Here is a 17,390-nt window from a genome sequence, read left to right as displayed (position 1 = left end):
TTTTACATCTAACTCTAAGTATAAAAAAAGTCCTTCACATATGCAAAGGACTGTTCTTAATTCCTATTCATTTCAAACCTATTAGAGAAATTACTGTCTCAATCTTAAGAATGCAAATGAATACTTTCCATTTCATAACGTTTTATCTAAACGTAAGCGCATTCTATTAGTGGTATACAAAGCTTATTTAATTTGTGATACCCATTCTGCCATTTCATCTAACTTGTCGTCTGGAACGAGACCCGCAGGCATAATTCCCTTACCTTGTTTAAGTGTTTGCTTAATTTCATCAACACTTAAACTTTCACCGATACCCACAAGCTTAGGACCAGCACCACCCTCGTAGTTTTGTCCATGACACGTAATACAATTTTGTTGGTAAATCTCTTCAGGTGTTGCATTAGCAACATCCTCTGTTTTAGGCTCTTCTTCCCCTTTAGCTAATTGTTCATGATCGCCAAGACCTTTAAATGATAAAAGGAACATAAGGCCGATTCCAAGAACTGCGATTAATAAAAATGGAATAAGTGGATTGCGATTCATCATGTAACCTCCCTTATGTAGATGGTAAGATTCATTAGGCGAAAGTTGATCTAACTTCCAGCTAATGAGTTTTTTTGAAGAATAGTCGTACTTAGACATGCAGTTCTCTAGGAACTGCTCGAAACTTAATATTAGGCCTGAGTACCATTTCTTATAAACAACCTCTATTTTACTGTAAATTTCTTATAAGTAAAAGACCTATCTTACTTGAACAAAATGTTTTTCACATTTTAGACAAAAAATGCACCGTTCATTACCTATTTTTAAAAAAAACAATTGACACAAATGAACCATCTTTCTACATAAAAATAGAAAATATATAGAATATCATTCCGATTACACCACTAATGGTTAAATAAATATAGTTGAATTTCCATCCTACTACTAACCAAAGTAAACAATTCACCAAGACAATCAACCCAATTACTACATGTGAACCAGCAAAAGCCACTTCTCCAATTGCTAAGGAAATGAATAGTATTTGGACAAAAGTCAGGCTTAAAGGAACTTGAAAAAACCTTCCTTTTCTAGTAAAGTAAGCGATAACAAGAATAGATCCAGTTAGCAAAGTTATTGCTATAGCAATTTGCATTAAGGTAGGCTTTTCAGTAAAATAAGTAAAAAGAACTGTACAAAATAAAGAGATGATCATAAACCCATATAAAATCCCATATAAGAAAGTGAATCTATTTTCGGCATTGGGCTTAGTAGCAAGTAATTCATCTTGATTCCCTTCTGTATAAAGGGCTAATAAAAAGTCACAATATGTATCAGGTAGTAGCTTATTATTTTTCCAATAATTAATTTCACTAACGATTATTTTCTTTTTTTCGCTATCCATTATTGGCAGCCTTTCTTATAAATTTATTCAGTTTTTACTCTTTTGTTTAAATTTAACCTTTACTTTTTTTTGCAAAATTTCAGAGAATGTTGTTCTTTTCGAAAAAATCAAAAAGAACATGGAACGAAAATTTAGTATTGCTTTCGCAAGGAAAAAAAGGAAAAGACGGACTAATGCCCGCCTTCTTCTATTCTAAAAAGTCCTTTAGACGTTTACTACGGCTAGGATGACGTAATTTACGTAAAGCCTTTGCTTCAATTTGGCGAATACGTTCTCTTGTAACACCAAAAACTTTTCCAACTTCTTCAAGAGTTCTTGTTCTACCATCATCTAATCCAAAACGAAGACGTAAAACATTCTCTTCACGATCAGTTAACGTATCAAGCACATCTTCTAATTGTTCTTTTAATAATTCATAGGCAGCATGTTCTGATGGAGACGTCGCATCCTGATCCTCAATAAAGTCACCTAAGTGGGAATCATCCTCTTCACCAATTGGTGTTTCAAGAGACACAGGTTCTTGAGCAATTTTTAAAATTTCTCTAACCTTATCAGGTGTTAATTCCATGTCTTCGCCTATTTCTTCTGGAGTTGGTTCTCGACCTAAATCCTGCAATAATTGACGCTGAACACGAATCAATTTATTAATGGTTTCCACCATATGAACTGGTATACGGATTGTACGAGCTTGATCGGCAATTGCACGCGTAATTGCTTGGCGAATCCACCACGTTGCATAGGTACTAAATTTATACCCTTTGCGATAATCAAACTTTTCTACAGCCTTCATTAGCCCCATGTTACCTTCTTGAATTAAGTCTAGGAATAACATACCACGACCTACATAACGTTTCGCTATACTTACAACAAGCCTTAAATTAGCTTCTGCAAGTCGACGCTTCGCTTCTTCGTCGCCTTCTTCTATACGTTTTGCTAGATTAATTTCCTCATTAGCAGATAATAAGTCGACACGACCTATTTCCTTTAAGTACATACGTACAGGGTCATTAATTTTCACACCAGGTGGAACACTTAGGTCGTTTAGATCAAACTCCTCTTCTTTTGCTAAATCTTGGACATTAGGATCCGCTTCCGCTTCACCAGTCTCTCCAATTAATTCAACACCTTGTTCACCTAGAAATTCATAATACTCATCCATTTGGTCTGATTCAATTTCGAAGTTTGCCATACGCTCAGCGATTTCTTCGTATGTTAAAACTCCTCTTTTCTTCCCAATTTCGGTTAATTGATCCTTTACCTGTTCAAAGGTAACCTCAGTTTCATGGGTTTGTTTATCAGCCATAGGATCCCCTCCTTCCAAACTTATCAAGCATTTAGATAAGCATTCGGATTACTATATTGCGGTAATTGCCTATTTCTATAGGAATGTATAACGTAACAGCCACACATTAAAAAACTCACATTACTTCATCTTCAGCTTACTTTTTATGACTTTAAAGCCTGTTGTAATTGAATAATTTCCATTGCGATTTGAGCCGCTTCTCTAAATTGTTTGTTTCTTTCAGCTTCTTTTTTGTCAGCTTCTTTTTCTTTTATCATTAACATTTTCTGATGATTCAACACCTGTTTTATATAATCAGAAAGCTCTTGCTCTGTCACTTCAGTGTTTAATGTAATCATCGCAATGTTAGATACAATATCCTGGAGTTCGGAATTTGGAAGTCTTGAGAGAAATGAACTAACATTTTCCTCATTTCCTTCTTCATAAAAACCATATAAATAAGTAACAATTGCTTTATGCTCTTCAATATTAAATTGCAGACCAAGTCTTTCTAAGACTTTTTGTGAGAAATCCTTACTCCTGAGCATATGTCCAATCAACATTCGCTCTGCTGTATGGTATGCAGGAAGTAGCTTTTTCTTTGCAATTGGATTTCTTTTCATATGATTTGACACGGCATTTTTTGCCTGTGGCTGTTGAGAGACATTTGACTGTCGTGATTGGAAATGTTGAAGTTGTTCTTTAAGTACATCTATTGACAGATCAAACTCTTTTGAGAGTTGCTTCAAATAAATTTCTCTTTCAACAGCACTTTGCAGGTGTGTTAAATCCGCTAATACATTTTCAATGTATTGGAGTCTTTCCCCTTCATTTTGAAGGTTCTTCCCCCTGCGATAATAACTCATTTTAAATGTCATGAAAGGAACAGTTGCCCCTATTACATCGTTTCTGAATTTCTCAGATCCATATTTTTTGATGTAGTCATCAGGGTCTAAGCCTTCTTGAATCATCGCTACCTTGATTTGACACCCAGCACTCTGTAATACTTTCGCAGCTCTTATAGTTGCCTCAACACCGGCTGAATCAGAATCATAACATAGAACCACTTCATTTACGTTTCTTCTTATGATTCTTGCTTGGTCCTCCGTTAACGATGTTCCCATTGTCGCAATCGCATGCTCTACTCCAGATTCCGTTGATGAAATAACATCTGCAAACCCTTCGTACAATACAGCTTGTTGGTTCTTACGAATATGTATTCGTGCTCGATGGAAATTATATAAAATTTTGCTCTTATTAAATATTTTAGTCTCAGGACTATTTAAATATTTTGGCTTTTCCTCGCTTAAAACCCTTCCAGAGAAAGCAATGGTTGACCCATTATGGTCAGAGATTGGAAACATAATTCTATTCCGAAATCGGTCTAAAAAGTCATCAGAGTTATTCTTCTTTACTAACAGTCCTGCCTCTTCCATTAAGGAAAGGTTAAAGCCTCTCTTTGAAAGGAATTTAGTAATAAAATCCCAAGAGTCTAACGCATAACCAATCTCAAATTTATCAATGGTTTCCCTTGTAAATCCTCTATTTATTAAATAATCTAAAGCTGATTGACCCTCTTTTGTATTTACTAATAAATGATGATAAAATTTCTTTAAGAGTTCATGAGCCTCAATCATTTTCTCAGCGTCTTTTGAAAGAGTCTTCCCTTGATCTGTGGGTGAAATAGTAGGTAAGTCTATTCCGTTTTTTTCTGCTAAAGTCTGAACAGCCTCCGTAAAGGAAACACCATTATGTTGCATGATAAAGGAAAAAACATTACCACCTGCACCACACCCAAAACAATGAAAGATTTGTTTGTCAGATGATACAGAAAATGAAGGTGACTTCTCTCCGTGAAAAGGACATAATCCAAAATAATTTCGTCCTTGTTTCTTCAATTGAACATATTCACTTACCACATCAACGATGTCAGAAGTTCTTTGTATTTTTTCGAGTAAATCTTCAGGGATTCGATTTCCCATACTAACAACTCCGTAGTAGAGATATTCTATATTTTTTTAGAATCTCCTTCATCTTTCGACAAAATTTTTTCTAATGTTGTGATAAAATTTAAAATATCTTCATCGGTGAACTTTTTGGGACCTTTAGAATATTTACCGCCACGTCTTTCCATTGCGGAAATGTATCGATATTGTAAAGCTGTATCAATATTTGTTTCTGTATATTGTTTTCCCCTTGGAGTTATAACAATAACATCTTTTTTCAGAAGCAGTCCTGCTAAACCAATATCTTGTGAAATAACAAGATCTTTTGCACGTACTTGATTAACAATATATAAATCAGCTTCTTCCTTACCAGTATCAACAAAGATCCATTCTCCACCAAATGTTTTAGTCGTGGTATGATTATAGGATGCAACAAACGTAACTGGTACATTATACTTAGTTGCACAATCCATAATCTCCTGCTTTACTGGACAAGCATCAGCATCAACATATATTCTTTGTTTTTTTTCGGCATAATTCTCTATTCTACATCACTCCGAAAGATTCCTTCTTATTCAAACCCTTATATACAAATATTCTAGAAAAGAAGGTAAAATCCTTTTTTGTCGAAAAACTTTTCCTTCGATTCCTTGACAGTTTACAATTAATAGTTTATTCCCATAAGTCAAGTTCTAAACCTAAAAAAGTACTTTTTATCACAATTTTTTATTATAATACAAAGTATTGCAAATTTCTATCCTTTTTTACATTTAGCTTTCCTTATTATTTGAGAGTCTTTTTCAACTTTTCATGACTTATTGTTTTATATATTTTCCTCACATAAGACAAGGTGACAGATAGTTTGTGATGAGACTATCTGTCACCTTTTTATTTTATTATCCATTCTGTTTATTCATGATATTTGCAATGATATTTGCTGTCTCTTCAACTGCTTTATTTGATACATCCACCACGTGACAACCTATACGATCAACAATCTTATCAAAATATTCTAATTCCTCTTTAATTCGATTGATGTTTGCATAGAAAGCTTCATCGTTTAATCCTAAAGATTTCAGACGCTCTCTTCTTATATGATTTAACTTTTCAGGCATAATTCTAAGACCTATACATTTCTGGGCAGATACCTTATATAATTCCTCAGGTGGTTCAACTTCTGGAACAATCGGTACATTCGCTACCTTAAACCTCTTATGAGCTAAATATTGTGATAATGGGGTTTTAGAAGTCCTTGAAACTCCAATTAATACAATATCTGCTTTTAAGATGCCTCTAGGGTCTCGACCATCATCATATTTTACAGCAAATTCAATGGCTTCTACCTTCTTAAAATAATCGTCGTCTAATTTCCTAACACGGCCAGGTTCATACTTTGCAGGAATCCCATAGGAATTTTCCATTTTATCAATAAGCGGTCCAATAATATCGTAATACATTACACCTTGTCTTGTCGCTTCTTCAATTAAACAATTTCTAAGTTCTGGCACAACCAGGGTAAAACAGATAATGGCTTCATCTTGTTTTGCTAATGAGACAACTTCTAAAATTGTTCCTCTATCTTCAACATAAGGAATGCGTTTAATTTTTGTGTTAGCCGAAACTCCATTAAACTGACTTGCAGCCGCTTTAACAACTAGCTCTGCCGTTTCACCTACAGAATCAGATACAACATAAATCAAACGATAATTCATTCTATCCAGCCCCTTTTACACTTGCTAGCTCTTATTCTTGTCCAAAGCTAACCAATATTTTTGTCATATTCGTCTTTGTAATTCTCCCGATAACCTCTAACCCCTGATCGGTATCTTTTACGACAGGTAACGCATCTATTTGTTTATCAATCAATACATGGGCTACATCTAATATAAGATCCTCCTGCCTGCAAACGGTTATATTAGGCATCCTTGTCATAATAATATTTACTGGGATTGTTGTTAGCTCCTGTTTCCCGATGCTTGTCCTTAATAAATCCTTACGTGATAGAACACCTACTAAGTAGGATTTATCGTCTACGACAAATAAAGTTCCTACATCCTCTAAGAACATGGTACAGATCGCATCGTATACAGAAACATTTACACTTACCACAATCGGAATTGACTGATGGTCTTTTACCTTTAGTTTTTTTAATTCATCTGTTAATACTTGAGTATTCGTTTTACCTGTATAATAATAACCAACACGTGGTCTTGCGTCTAAATATCCAGACATCGTCAAAATTGCTAGGTCGGGTCTGAGTGTTGCTCTCGTTAAATGCAATTGTTCAGCAATTTGTTCACCTGTTATCGGCCCATTCTCTTTTACAATTTCTACAATTTGTTCCTGCCTTTTATTCAGCTCGATTTTACTCACCACCTTAATCTAGCAACGTCCATTTATCAATATGAATTTCCTATCATTTTCGTTTAGCTATATAGAATTATTATATACCTTGAAATGGATTTGAAAAGTAATTTGTTTAAACAGTTTAGGTATAGCTATCAATTAACTCCTGCTAACTTGTGTAAGTGTGTTTAAAAAAAGAGAAAAACAGATGCATGAAATCCACTAAGTCTCTGAACAGTTAAAAAGGTCTGACCAAAGTCAGACCCTTTTCACCATTTTACTTTCATGCACGTACTTATAACTTATTTTACAAGGATCATATCCATTTTAGCAAAACTTTCAATTAGTTTAGCTAACTTAACCATTTGTGTTAAACGATTATTTTTCACTTTTTCATCTTCAGCCATTACCATTGTATGTTCAAAATATTCATTGATTACAGGCTTAAGAGCAGCTAACAATTCAAATATGCTCTCTTCTCTATTATCATTTTTCATAGTTGATATCTTTTGGTCGGCATCTACATACGCTTGGTACAGTGCTTTCTCATAATCACTTTCCAATAGAGCTTCATTAATCACATGTTCTGACCCTTTTTTAGAGATGTTTATCACACGCGCAAGAGCTTCAATTGATTCTTTAAATTCAGCTTCTAAAGAACGTTTAGCAAGGACGCGGGCACGCTTTGTTAAAGAATTCACTTCTAGGTTTGAAGACTCTAAAACAGCATCAACAAGATCATAACGAATCTGTTCTTCTGCTAAAACATATTTTAATCTCAATTTAAAGAAAGTAATAAGTTCTTGGTATGCTTCATTTGAGACTTTGGTTTCATAAAGTTCAAGGGCAAGCTTAAACAGCTCATCTAACCCAATTTCATATCCTTTTGCTTTTAAAATATGAACTATACCACTAGCTTGTCTTCTTAATGCATATGGATCTTGTGAGCCTGTCGGGATCCTACCGATAGCAAAGAAACCAGCAATTGTATCTAACTTGTCTGCAATAGCGATCACAGCTCCAATTGTAGATGAAGGAGCTTGGTCTTCTGCGTGACGTGGCATATAGTGCTCATTGATCGCTTTAGCTACTGCTTCTTTTTCTCCTAATAGCCTTGCATACTTTTCACCAATTTTCCCTTGTAATTCTGGGAATTCATAAACCATATGGGAAACAAGATCAAATTTACAAATAGCAGCTGCACGTTTAATATCATCTTTTTGCTCATGTGTTAAGTTAAGTTTTTCAGCTAATATGCCGGACAATTGAACAATTCGGTTTACTTTCTCCCCTAATGTTCCTAATTCCTCATGGAAGACAATTTTGTTAAGCTTTTCATTTGCTACATCAATTTGCAGCTTTTTATCTTCTTCAAAGAAAAAGTTTGCATCAGATAGTCTTGCTCGAAGCACCTTTTCGTTCCCTTTCGCCACATTCTCTAAGTGGTTATGGTCACCATTTCTTACTGTTACAAAATAAGAGAGTAAGTCACCTTCGTTATTTCTTACTGGAAAATATCGTTGGTGCTCCTTCATCGTTGTAACTAACACTTCATCAGGTAGAGAAAGATATTCTTCTTCAAACTTTCCAAATAACGCTGTAGGATATTCAACTAAATTATTTACTTCTTCTAACAATTCTTCATCAATAGGAATGATCCATTTGTTTTCACTTTCCAATTCAGCTAACTGATTTCTAATTGCTGCTTTTCTCTTATCAGAATCCGCGAGAACAAACTGTTCAAGTAACACAGTTTCATATAGACCCGGGTGAGCAATCTCAACTTTACCACCTAAGAACCTATGACCATATGTGAATGAGTCAGTCTTTACACCAGCTATTTCAAATGGAATAATTTCATTCCCAAAAAGAGCAATAAGCCATTTAATCGGACGGATATAGCGAAGTTCTTCACTACCCCAGCGCATATTTTTAGGAAATGATAATCCTTTAATTAATTCTCTCACTTCCGTAAGCAATAGTGTTGAGTCTTGACCTTTGATGAATTTTTGGACATGCGCATATTCTACACCGTTTATTTCTTTGAAGTAGATGTCTTCAACAGTCGCACCCTGTCCCCTCGTGAATCCAATTGCAGCTTTTGACCATTCTCCACTTTCAGTCATAGCAATCTTCTTCGCAGGACCTTTCGCCTCTTCCTCTAGATCTGGTTGTTTTTCAGCGACATCTTTTACTAAGATCGCTAATCTTCTTGGAGTTGAATACATCTTTACATCTCCAAAGGACAACTTCTTTTCCTCAAGCCAATTAGTTAGCTTTGCTTGTAATTGATTGATTGATGGTGTAACGTATTGGGCTGGAATTTCTTCTAAACCAATCTCAAGTAATAAATCTTTTTTACTCATCTCGATTTCCTCCTCCCTGATTTAACATTGGGAATCCTAATTTTTCTCTTTCATCATAAAATGTCTTAGCAACTTTTCTTGCTAGATTTCGAACACGACCGATATAGCCTGTTCGTTCTGTAACAGAGATCGCGCCTTTCGCGTCAAGGAGATTAAAAGTGTGAGAACATTTCAAGACATAGTCATAGGCCGGATGAACAAGTCCTTGTTCCATTTGACTAATTGCTTCTTTTTCATATGTTGAGAATAATTCAAAAAGCATTTCTGTATTAGACGTTTCGAACGTATATTTTGAATGCTCATATTCAGGCATTAAGAAAATATCTCTAACTGTATAGCCTTTAGTCCATTCTAAATCAAAAACATTTTCTTTATCTTGGATATATGAAGCAAGTCGCTCAATACCATATGTAATTTCAGCTGAAACTGGTTTACATTCAATCCCGCCAACTTGTTGAAAATAGGTGAACTGTGTGATTTCCATTCCGTCTAACCATACTTCCCAACCTAATCCTGCACAGCCTAAGGAGGGATTTTCCCAATTATCTTCTACAAAGCGGATATCATGCTTTAATGGATCAATACCTAAAGCACGCAGTGAATCTAAATAAAGCTCCTGAATATTATCTGGGGAAGGTTTCATGATAACCTGGAATTGATGATGCTGATAAAGTCTGTTAGGATTTTCTCCATATCTACCATCAGCTGGTCTTCTTGAAGGTTCTACATAAGCTACCTTCCATGGTTCAGGTCCAATACTTTTTAAAAAAGTATAAGGACTCATAGTTCCAGCACCTTTTTCAGTGTCATAGGCCTGCATAAGCACACAGCCTTGATCTGACCAGTGCTTTTGAAGCGTCAAAATCATTTCTTGAATATTCATTTCATACACCTCCATAAAATATAAGCAACAACATAGGGAGGGCTCACTTTTTACCCATATAAAAAGCTCTCATCCCTATGTCAAACTGTCTTGACATAGGGACGAGAGCTTACCCGCGGTTCCACCCTATTTGCTTTTTGTCAATTCAAAAAGCCACTTTTATCAAACTGCTCCAGAATGCCTTTCATTATGGTCTAATCCTTAGCTCACACCAACCTAAGGTCGCTTCCATTAGAGAAACATAATTACTTCTTTCCTTCAACACAGAGTTTATGGTTCATTTATACTTTGCATATTAATCGATTTGCTTTCAAATGTCAACTTAGGACTACAGTTTATCTTTCAATGAATCTAATTGATCTAAAAATCGTCGTGACTTTAAATTCAAACCTGAATATTCATCAAAATATGCCTTTATGACCGTTTTAAGTTCTATCTTGGTTTCATCCTTCACAGAAACATTCCCCAAACGATTTAAATCAAAATAATAAAATAGTCGTAACAGTTTAACAGTTGTTGGGGAGATTGGTATACGATAAGAATCTTTTTCAAAGCACCTGTGACATATGAAACCACCTGTTCGAATAGAAAAGTGGAAGGTGCCATCTTTGTTCCCACAAATCGAGCAACCATCTAATTGAGGAGCAATTCCTAAAACAGATAGCATTTTCATTTCAAAAATATTCACTAGAATATCAGGATCAACCTCATCATCTAAATAAAAAAGGGTTTGCTTCAATAACTCAAAAACGAATGGGTTTACTTCCAAATTTTCAGTACTCTTATCTAATAGCTCAACAATATAAGCTGCATAGGCAGTTAGGAAAATATCTTCACGAATACCTCTCAGAGAATGAATCGATTCTCCTTGCTGCAGACCTCCGAGCCCAGATGATTTTTGAAACAAAAACGTCCCATAAGTAAAAAGTTGGGTAACTGACGTAAGACGACTGTTCGGTTTCTTTGCGCCTCTTGCCATAACCCCAACTTTCCCTAATTCTCTGGTATATAAAGTTATAATTTTGTTTGTCTCACCATAATTGGTAGAGCGTATGACAATACCTTCACATTTTTGAAGCAAATTTCCTTCACCTTCCAGGTTCAGGCAAGATCAGGAAATTGGAAAATCCATTTCAGCTAGTTCATCCTCTTGATAATCGGGTCCATCATCATTCTCCTTTTCTAACTCTTTAAAAAGAAGATACGTATCAATGCTACCTGTTTGAGAAAAAACCTTCCAGGTAAAATCCAACATTTAAAACCCACCTTTCAGTTGTTAAGACCTAGCAAGCAAATATCCAATTTCTTTACATTTATCTTGACCTTTTCATCCCTATTTCATGTTAAACAATATTTGTTAATGTGTTTTATGAATAAGCATTATTTTCTCTAAAACACAGTAAAAGATGTTGATTTATAGAATTGGTTGTCTTGAAGCTATATCAAAATGTTAAGTGCCTTGACTAGCTTAGCTTTTAATATTCGTCTTCTCTAAAACCATAATCTCGTAATTGCGAAGCTTTATTACGCCAATCTTTTTGCACCTTAACCCATAGCTCTAAGAACACTCTCGATCCTAATAACGCTTCAATGTCAATACGAGCTCTTTTCCCTACTTCTTTTAACATACTACCTTGCTTCCCAATCACAATCCCTTTTTGAGAATCACGTTCTACAATGATGGTTGCCCCAACATAAATAGATTTGTTGTTTTCGCGACGTTCTAACGTATCCATCACAACCGCTACCGAGTGAGGAATTTCCTCTCTCGTTAAATGCAAAACTTTTTCTCTTATTAGCTCAGTAATAATGAATCGCTCAGGATGGTCTGTTACTTGATCCTCTGGGTAATACTGAGGTCCTTCAGGTAATACATTTTCAATTTGTTGTAATAACGTCTCAACATTATTACCCTGTAACGCTGAAATCGGAATAATTTCTTGGAAAGGGTACATATCTTTATACTGTTGAATTAATGGCAAAAGCTCATCTGGGTGAACTGTGTCAAGTTTATTTATGATTAGAAAAACAGGTGTTTTCGTTTGCTTAAGCCTCTCGATAATAAACTCATCACCGCGACCAAATCCTTCTTCAGCATTAATCATAAAGAGAATGAGGTCCACTTCTTTCAATGTATTTTGTGCCACCTTCATCATGAAATCTCCAAGCTTATGCTTCGGTTTATGAATACCTGGTGTATCAATAAAAACTGTTTGTGACACATTTGTTGTATATACACCTTGGATTTTATTACGGGTCGTTTGTGGCTTATCGCTCATGATTGCAATCTTTTGACCAATTACTCGGTTTAAAAATGTTGATTTTCCTACATTCGGTCTTCCTATAATTGAAACAAATCCTGATTTATATCCTTGTTTATTCATTTAAGTCCTCCGGTGAAAACGCTCCTGGTAGTAGTTCAGAAACTGTTAATTCTTGTATATCTCCATTTAGGTTTGTTAGTATCACTTTCATATCTTGCGGGCAAAGTTCTGATATCACTTGACGACATGCTCCACAAGGTGGAACTGGTCTACTAGTATCTGCTACAACAGCAATTGCTTCAAAGTCTTTATCGCCTTCAGAATATGCTTTAAATAAAGCTGTACGTTCTGCACAATTACACATGCTATAAGCAGCATTTTCAATGTTACAGCCTCTATATACCTTGCCATCCTTGGTTAATAAGGCCGCACCTACTTTAAATTTTGAATAGGGAGTATAGGCTAGTTCCCTTGCTGCTTTTGCTTCTACGATGAGTTCTTCAATTTTCACTATGATACTTCCTTTCGTTATTGGCGAGTAACCAACCATATCTTTATTTTACATAATTTCTAAACTCTTTTCACGTATTATTGCAAAATTGTCATTAAAATGTAAGAATTTTCGGAATTTGTCCCAATCATGGGATAAGATAAAACAGAGCCATTTTACCTCTATTTCTCACTCCTTAAAATCCTGGCTAATGTTTTCCATTATTGAAACAAATGGTTATAGAATAGAATTACCCCAATTATAGCGGAAAGTACTGCATAAACCAAAACCGCCCCTGCTGATGCATCTTTTGCAGATTTTGCTAATGGCTTGTACTCATCAGTCACCAGATCTACCACATGTTCTAGTGCTGTATTCATCAATTCTAACGCTAACATGCCACCAATTAAAAACAATAAAACAACCCATTCAAATATGTTTAGATGAAAAATAAATCCCATGACAATCACGATCATCCCTATGGAAACATGAAATTGAAAGTTTCGTTCAGATCTATACGTACGATATATTCCATTCCAAGCATACGTGAAGCTTTTTAGAAACCTCTGCCATTCGGGTGATTTAGGATCTTTTAAGTCCATAACGATCTAAAATTTCCTTTTGTTTAGTGAACATCATTTGCTCATCTTCCTCATTCATATGGTCATATCCTAATAAATGTAAAAAACCATGACAAGCTAAAAAGCCAAGCTCTCTTATAAAAGAATGACCGTATTCTTCTGCTTGTTCCACAGCACGTGGGATGGAAATAATAATATCTCCTAGCATAGGTGGTTGATCAAGACCGATAATTTCCATTTCACCTTCTCCCATTTCTTCAAGAGCAAATGAAATAACATCCGTTGGTTGATCTTTGTCTCTATATTCTCGGTTTATTTCTTGAATTCTTTCATTAGTTACATATGTTATTGACAGCTCAGCATCTTGTTTCACGTTTTCTATTTCAGCTGCAAAATGAAGCAGCCCCTCAATTGTGTTCAGCTGTTCTTGAGTTAATTCTTTTGTTTCATCAGTACTATCGATGATTAACCTCATCATTTACTCCCCTTTTGTTTTTTCGTTAGCTCTGGGTACTCAATTCTAGAATGGAATATACCCTTTAAGGACTCGCAAAATGATTTTGCTATAATATCTAATTCTTTAAGTGTAAGATCACATTCATCTAACTGATGATCCTGTAAACGATCTGAGATGATGGATTTTACAAGTTTTTCTATTTTTTCTGGCGTCGGATTAGACATAGACCGTACAGCCGCTTCGGCGCTATCCGCAATAGAAATAATGGCAATCTCCTTCGTCTGTGGTTTAGGTCCTGGATAACGAAATTCATCTTCATAGATTGAATCATTAGATTCCTTAGCCTGGTGGTAAAAATATTTTAAGAGTGATGTTCCATGATGCTGTTCAGCAATGTCGACAAACTCTTTTGGCATTTTATGCTTTCTAAGCATCTCAACACCATCTGTTACGTGTGCAATAATAATATTTTTACTCAATTGAGCTGACAGCTTATTGTGTGGATTTTCAATATTCATCTGATTTTCAATAAAATATTGCGGGCGCTTTGTCTTTCCGAGATCGTGATAATACGCGCCCACTCTTGCAAGCAACCCATTAGCACCTATAGCTTCGCACGCTGACTCAGATAAATTCGCTACCATTACACTGTGATGATAAGTACCTGGTGTTTCTGTTAGGATTTTCCGAAGTAAAGGATGGTTCGGGTTTGATAGCTCTATTAATTTCATTGTAGACAAAATACCAAATCCTGTCTCAAAAAACGGCATGAAACCTATCGTTAAAACGGAAGAAACTAAACCTGAAACGCATGCCATCACAAAATAAGAGGTAATTTCAACATTTGAGTATGTACCATTTCGAATTAGCATAATGGCCATTAATACAACTACATTTATTCCACCTACAAATAACCCGGCCTGCAGGATCTTAGAACGGAAATTATGTTCACCCAAAAACAATACTCCAGCAAGGCAGCCAAACAAATAATAAATTCCTACTGGAAAATTAAAGCTTCCCGTAATTCCTTCATTAAAGATCATACTTCCACATATAGCAAAAATCATACTCGTTAAAATTGCAAGTCGCTCATTTAAAAGAAGCTTTACAAGCATGACACCCATTGCCACTGGAACAATGTACCCGATATGATTATAATCAATTTTTTGGAATAAACTTACGATCTTCATTAATAGGATAGTTATAGCGAAAATCAAGCAATATAATAACAGAGAATTATTACGCTTTGCAATCGGACGATCTTTCTTCTCAAAATAATAAATAACAACGGTTAAAATGAGGAGAATAAGTATGCCTAATCCAATAAAAGGTTTATAGGATTGCTGATCATCTAAAAGACCAACCAAACCAAGCTTACGGTACACTTCTCTGTTTATTAGTTCATCTTCTTCGACTAGTATTTGTCCTTGCTTTATTTGTACTTCTTTAACGCTGTCTATAGCCTGCTGGCGCTTTTCTTCTGTTGCTTCTAAGTCAAATACATAGTTAGGGGTAATAGCAAATTTAGCTAATACCTGTGAGGCTTGCAATACTTCGGATCTAAGAGAAGAATATTGTAGTTCTTCTTCTACTTGCTTTTTAGCTTCCGTTAATTGAACAATAGGAATCTCTTTGCTCATAATATTGTTAACACCAGTTACTACAGCATCTTTTGCCATTTCAACTTCATCTTTACTTGCTTTAACTAACGGTAAGAAAGTATTTTCAGGGATTTTGTCTGTTATAGAACTCGTTAATTTTTGGCGAATTTCTTTTACTTGATCCTCTGGCGAAAGAACATTTTCTGACGAATCAGTAGCCAATTTAGCAGCCTCTATTTTTACCTCTAGCACGGTATCAAATATAGAAGATATTAAATCGACCTGTTTATCTGTAATTTCTTTCTTGAGTGTATATTGGTCTTCAACATTATCATTTGCTTCTTGTTGTTTTATTTCCGTCTCAACTTTGTCCTCTACAGTTGTTGGGGCATATATCGTTTGATCTGAAACAGTAAATAATTCAATGTCGACTGTTTCTGGTTTAACGTTACTATATAACGCTACAAATAAGACAACACCTAAAATAGCATATAATATAATATGTAAAAACTTAAATTCATTAAATTTTTCAATAAATTTATTAGTTTTTGGAGCTTGTTTCTTTTTACTATTTTTCATCAGCTTACCACCTTACCTCATCAATCAAAGATTAGAGGGAAACAACAACATTCTACACTCTTCTCTCATTATTTCCTTTATTCTCAAAATGTTCAACAAGTTTTTAAGTATAAGCAATCTTTCTGAAACATGATTTAGTATAAAGACCCTTAGAAAGGTAATCGCTTTCTAGGTTTTGTATTGGATTTTGATATGTTTATTTGGATTTAAATAGAAAAGTGACCCGAATTCGGGTCTCGGGTCACTTTTCATCCTTGGAGTTTTCGTATGCATGAATAATTTTAGCTACTAATGGGTGCCTTACAACATCTGATTGTTCTAGCGTTATAAACGAAATACCTTTAACAGCATCAAGTGTATGATTAGCAACCGATAATCCTGATTTTACACCTTTAGGTAGATCTACTTGAGTAATGTCGCCTGTTATAACCATCTTAGAACCAAAACCTAAACGAGTTAAAAACATTTTCATCTGTTCAGGTGTCGTATTCTGAGCTTCATCAAGAATGGCATACGCATCATCTAATGTTCTTCCTCTCATATACGCTAGAGGAGCAATTTCAATGGTCCCTCTTTCAATTAACCTCTGTGTGTGTTCCATTCCCAATACATCATGTAAAGCGTCATAGAGAGGTCTTAAGTAAGGGTCTACCTTTTCTTTAAGATCACCTGGCAAAAATCCCAGACTTTCTCCAGCTTCAACAGCTGGTCTTGTTAGAATAATTCGTTTGACCGTTCCAACCTTTAAGGCATTAACGGCCATAACAACCGCTAAATAAGTCTTACCTGTTCCGGCCGGTCCAATGCCGAACACTAAATCATTTTTTTGCATAGCTGATATATAGTGTCTTTGACCTAATGTTTTAACCCTTATCGATTTGCCTTTTGCCGTTTTCGCTATTTCTTGAACATATAGTTGTTCAAGCTGATCCAAGCTTTGTTCCTTAGCCATATTTATGGCATACAGAACATCTCTTTCACTAATGTTTATTCCTTTACGAATAATCATAAGAAGTGATTTTAAAAGCTCGTCTACCATTTTTACCTGTTCTGATTCCCCAGAAACATAGACGGCTTCACCTCTAGTAACGATTGAGACATTTAAATGTTCTTCCATTCTTTTTAAGTGTACATCATGATTACCAAATAAAGCCATTGCTTCATTCGGATTTTCTACTTGTTGATTCATTGTCACTAATTCTTCTGGCATC

The 17,390-nt window shown here is 35.2% G+C and carries 17 protein-coding genes and 1 other annotated feature; all 17 genes read right to left on the bottom strand.

Annotation, left to right across the window (positions count from 1 at the left end; all coding sequences use genetic code 11):
* Window positions 1-183: 183 nt before the first annotated feature.
* Window positions 184-543, bottom strand: a complete 360-nt coding sequence (gene cccA, locus A9C19_RS06250) for a cytochrome c550 (RefSeq protein WP_072579145.1) — start codon at window positions 541-543, stop codon at window positions 184-186.
* A gap of 298 nt (window positions 544-841) precedes the next feature.
* A complete protein-coding gene (locus A9C19_RS06245; RefSeq protein ID WP_072579144.1) occupies window positions 842-1,384 on the bottom strand; it encodes a hypothetical protein in 543 nt (180 codons plus the stop codon).
* 187 nt (window positions 1,385-1,571) lie between these two features.
* On the bottom strand, window positions 1,572-2,687 hold the full coding sequence (gene rpoD, locus A9C19_RS06240; protein WP_072579143.1) for an RNA polymerase sigma factor RpoD: 1,116 nt from the start codon (window positions 2,685-2,687) through the stop codon (window positions 1,572-1,574).
* 143 nt (window positions 2,688-2,830) lie between these two features.
* Window positions 2,831-4,648, bottom strand: a complete 1,818-nt coding sequence (gene dnaG / locus A9C19_RS06235) for a DNA primase (RefSeq protein WP_072579142.1) — start codon at window positions 4,646-4,648, stop codon at window positions 2,831-2,833.
* Window positions 4,649-4,674: 26 nt separating this feature from the next.
* On the bottom strand, window positions 4,675-5,157 hold the full coding sequence (locus A9C19_RS06230) for a YaiI/YqxD family protein (RefSeq protein WP_072579141.1): 483 nt from the start codon (window positions 5,155-5,157) through the stop codon (window positions 4,675-4,677).
* Between the two features lie 351 nt (window positions 5,158-5,508).
* Window positions 5,509-6,324, bottom strand: coding sequence for a pyruvate, water dikinase regulatory protein (locus A9C19_RS06225; protein ID WP_072579140.1), 816 nt, complete (start codon window positions 6,322-6,324; stop codon window positions 5,509-5,511).
* 31 nt (window positions 6,325-6,355) lie between these two features.
* Window positions 6,356-6,985, bottom strand: a complete 630-nt coding sequence (gene ccpN, locus A9C19_RS06220; protein WP_072581766.1) for a transcriptional regulator CcpN — start codon at window positions 6,983-6,985, stop codon at window positions 6,356-6,358.
* 275 nt (window positions 6,986-7,260) lie between these two features.
* Complete coding sequence (gene glyS, locus A9C19_RS06215; protein WP_072579139.1) at window positions 7,261-9,324, bottom strand: glycine--tRNA ligase subunit beta; 2,064 nt, start codon at window positions 9,322-9,324, stop codon at window positions 7,261-7,263.
* Window positions 9,317-10,207, bottom strand: coding sequence for a glycine--tRNA ligase subunit alpha (gene glyQ / locus A9C19_RS06210; protein ID WP_072579138.1), 891 nt, complete (start codon window positions 10,205-10,207; stop codon window positions 9,317-9,319). The genes glyS and glyQ overlap by 8 nt, the downstream gene beginning before the upstream one ends.
* 94 nt (window positions 10,208-10,301) lie before the next feature.
* Window positions 10,302-10,478: a binding site (T-box leader), on the bottom strand.
* 57 nt (window positions 10,479-10,535) lie between these two features.
* A complete protein-coding gene (recO, locus tag A9C19_RS06205) occupies window positions 10,536-11,288 on the bottom strand; it encodes a DNA repair protein RecO (protein ID WP_072579137.1) in 753 nt (250 codons plus the stop codon).
* 30 nt (window positions 11,289-11,318) lie between these two features.
* Window positions 11,319-11,462: a YqzL family protein gene (locus A9C19_RS06200; protein ID WP_072579136.1), complete on the bottom strand. Its 144-nt coding sequence runs from the start codon at window positions 11,460-11,462 to the stop codon at window positions 11,319-11,321.
* 220 nt (window positions 11,463-11,682) lie between these two features.
* Window positions 11,683-12,591 (bottom strand): GTPase Era, encoded by a 909-nt coding sequence (gene era / locus A9C19_RS06195; protein ID WP_072579135.1) that lies wholly within the window; start codon window positions 12,589-12,591, stop codon window positions 11,683-11,685.
* Window positions 12,584-12,982: a cytidine deaminase gene (locus A9C19_RS06190; protein ID WP_072579134.1), complete on the bottom strand. Its 399-nt coding sequence runs from the start codon at window positions 12,980-12,982 to the stop codon at window positions 12,584-12,586. The genes era and A9C19_RS06190 overlap by 8 nt, the downstream gene beginning before the upstream one ends.
* A gap of 200 nt (window positions 12,983-13,182) precedes the next feature.
* Window positions 13,183-13,563, bottom strand: a complete 381-nt coding sequence (locus A9C19_RS06185) for a diacylglycerol kinase family protein (RefSeq protein WP_072579133.1) — start codon at window positions 13,561-13,563, stop codon at window positions 13,183-13,185.
* A complete protein-coding gene (gene ybeY / locus A9C19_RS06180) occupies window positions 13,544-14,017 on the bottom strand; it encodes an rRNA maturation RNase YbeY (protein WP_072579132.1) in 474 nt (157 codons plus the stop codon). The genes A9C19_RS06185 and ybeY overlap by 20 nt, the downstream gene beginning before the upstream one ends.
* Window positions 14,017-16,179 carry an HD family phosphohydrolase gene (locus tag A9C19_RS06175; protein ID WP_072579131.1) on the bottom strand — a complete coding sequence of 721 codons (2,163 nt, stop codon included), beginning with the start codon at window positions 16,177-16,179 and terminating at the stop codon, window positions 14,017-14,019. Before A9C19_RS06175 ends, ybeY begins: the two co-directional genes overlap by 1 nt.
* Window positions 16,180-16,420: 241 nt before the next feature.
* Entirely contained in the window at window positions 16,421-17,389 is a 969-nt protein-coding gene (locus A9C19_RS06170; RefSeq protein ID WP_072579130.1) for a PhoH family protein, read from the bottom strand.
* Window position 17,390 lies beyond the last annotated feature (1 nt).

This window comes from Bacillus weihaiensis (assembly GCF_001889165.1).
In the GTDB taxonomy this organism is placed as follows: Bacteria; Bacillota; Bacilli; order Bacillales; family Bacillaceae; genus Metabacillus; species Metabacillus weihaiensis.
The sequence above is the reverse complement of the archived record's forward strand: the minus strand, read 5'-3'. Positions and strand labels throughout refer to the sequence as shown.

Bases quoted from the DNA above. Each gene is read 5' to 3' on its own strand.
- A9C19_RS06175 (WP_072579131.1), bottom strand. From the start codon at position 16,179: ATGAAAAATAGTAAAAAGAAACAAGCTCCAAAAACTAATAAATTTATT.
- dnaG (WP_072579142.1), bottom strand. From the start codon at position 4,648: ATGGGAAATCGAATCCCTGAAGATTTACTCGAAAAAATACAAAGAACT.
- glyQ (WP_072579138.1), bottom strand. From the start codon at position 10,207: ATGAATATTCAAGAAATGATTTTGACGCTTCAAAAGCACTGGTCAGAT.
- glyS (WP_072579139.1), bottom strand. From the start codon at position 9,324: ATGAGTAAAAAAGATTTATTACTTGAGATTGGTTTAGAAGAAATTCCA.
- A9C19_RS06245 (WP_072579144.1), bottom strand. From the start codon at position 1,384: ATGGATAGCGAAAAAAAGAAAATAATCGTTAGTGAAATTAATTATTGG.
- A9C19_RS06225 (WP_072579140.1), bottom strand. From the start codon at position 6,324: ATGAATTATCGTTTGATTTATGTTGTATCTGATTCTGTAGGTGAAACG.
- A9C19_RS06200 (WP_072579136.1), bottom strand. From the start codon at position 11,462: ATGTTGGATTTTACCTGGAAGGTTTTTTCTCAAACAGGTAGCATTGAT.
- cccA (WP_072579145.1), bottom strand. From the start codon at position 543: ATGAATCGCAATCCACTTATTCCATTTTTATTAATCGCAGTTCTTGGA.
- ybeY (WP_072579132.1), bottom strand. From the start codon at position 14,017: ATGAGGTTAATCATCGATAGTACTGATGAAACAAAAGAATTAACTCAA.
- era (WP_072579135.1), bottom strand. From the start codon at position 12,591: ATGAATAAACAAGGATATAAATCAGGATTTGTTTCAATTATAGGAAGA.
- A9C19_RS06185 (WP_072579133.1), bottom strand. From the start codon at position 13,563: ATGGACTTAAAAGATCCTAAATCACCCGAATGGCAGAGGTTTCTAAAA.
- A9C19_RS06170 (WP_072579130.1), bottom strand. From the start codon at position 17,389: ATGCCAGAAGAATTAGTGACAATGAATCAACAAGTAGAAAATCCGAAT.
- rpoD (WP_072579143.1), bottom strand. From the start codon at position 2,687: ATGGCTGATAAACAAACCCATGAAACTGAGGTTACCTTTGAACAGGTA.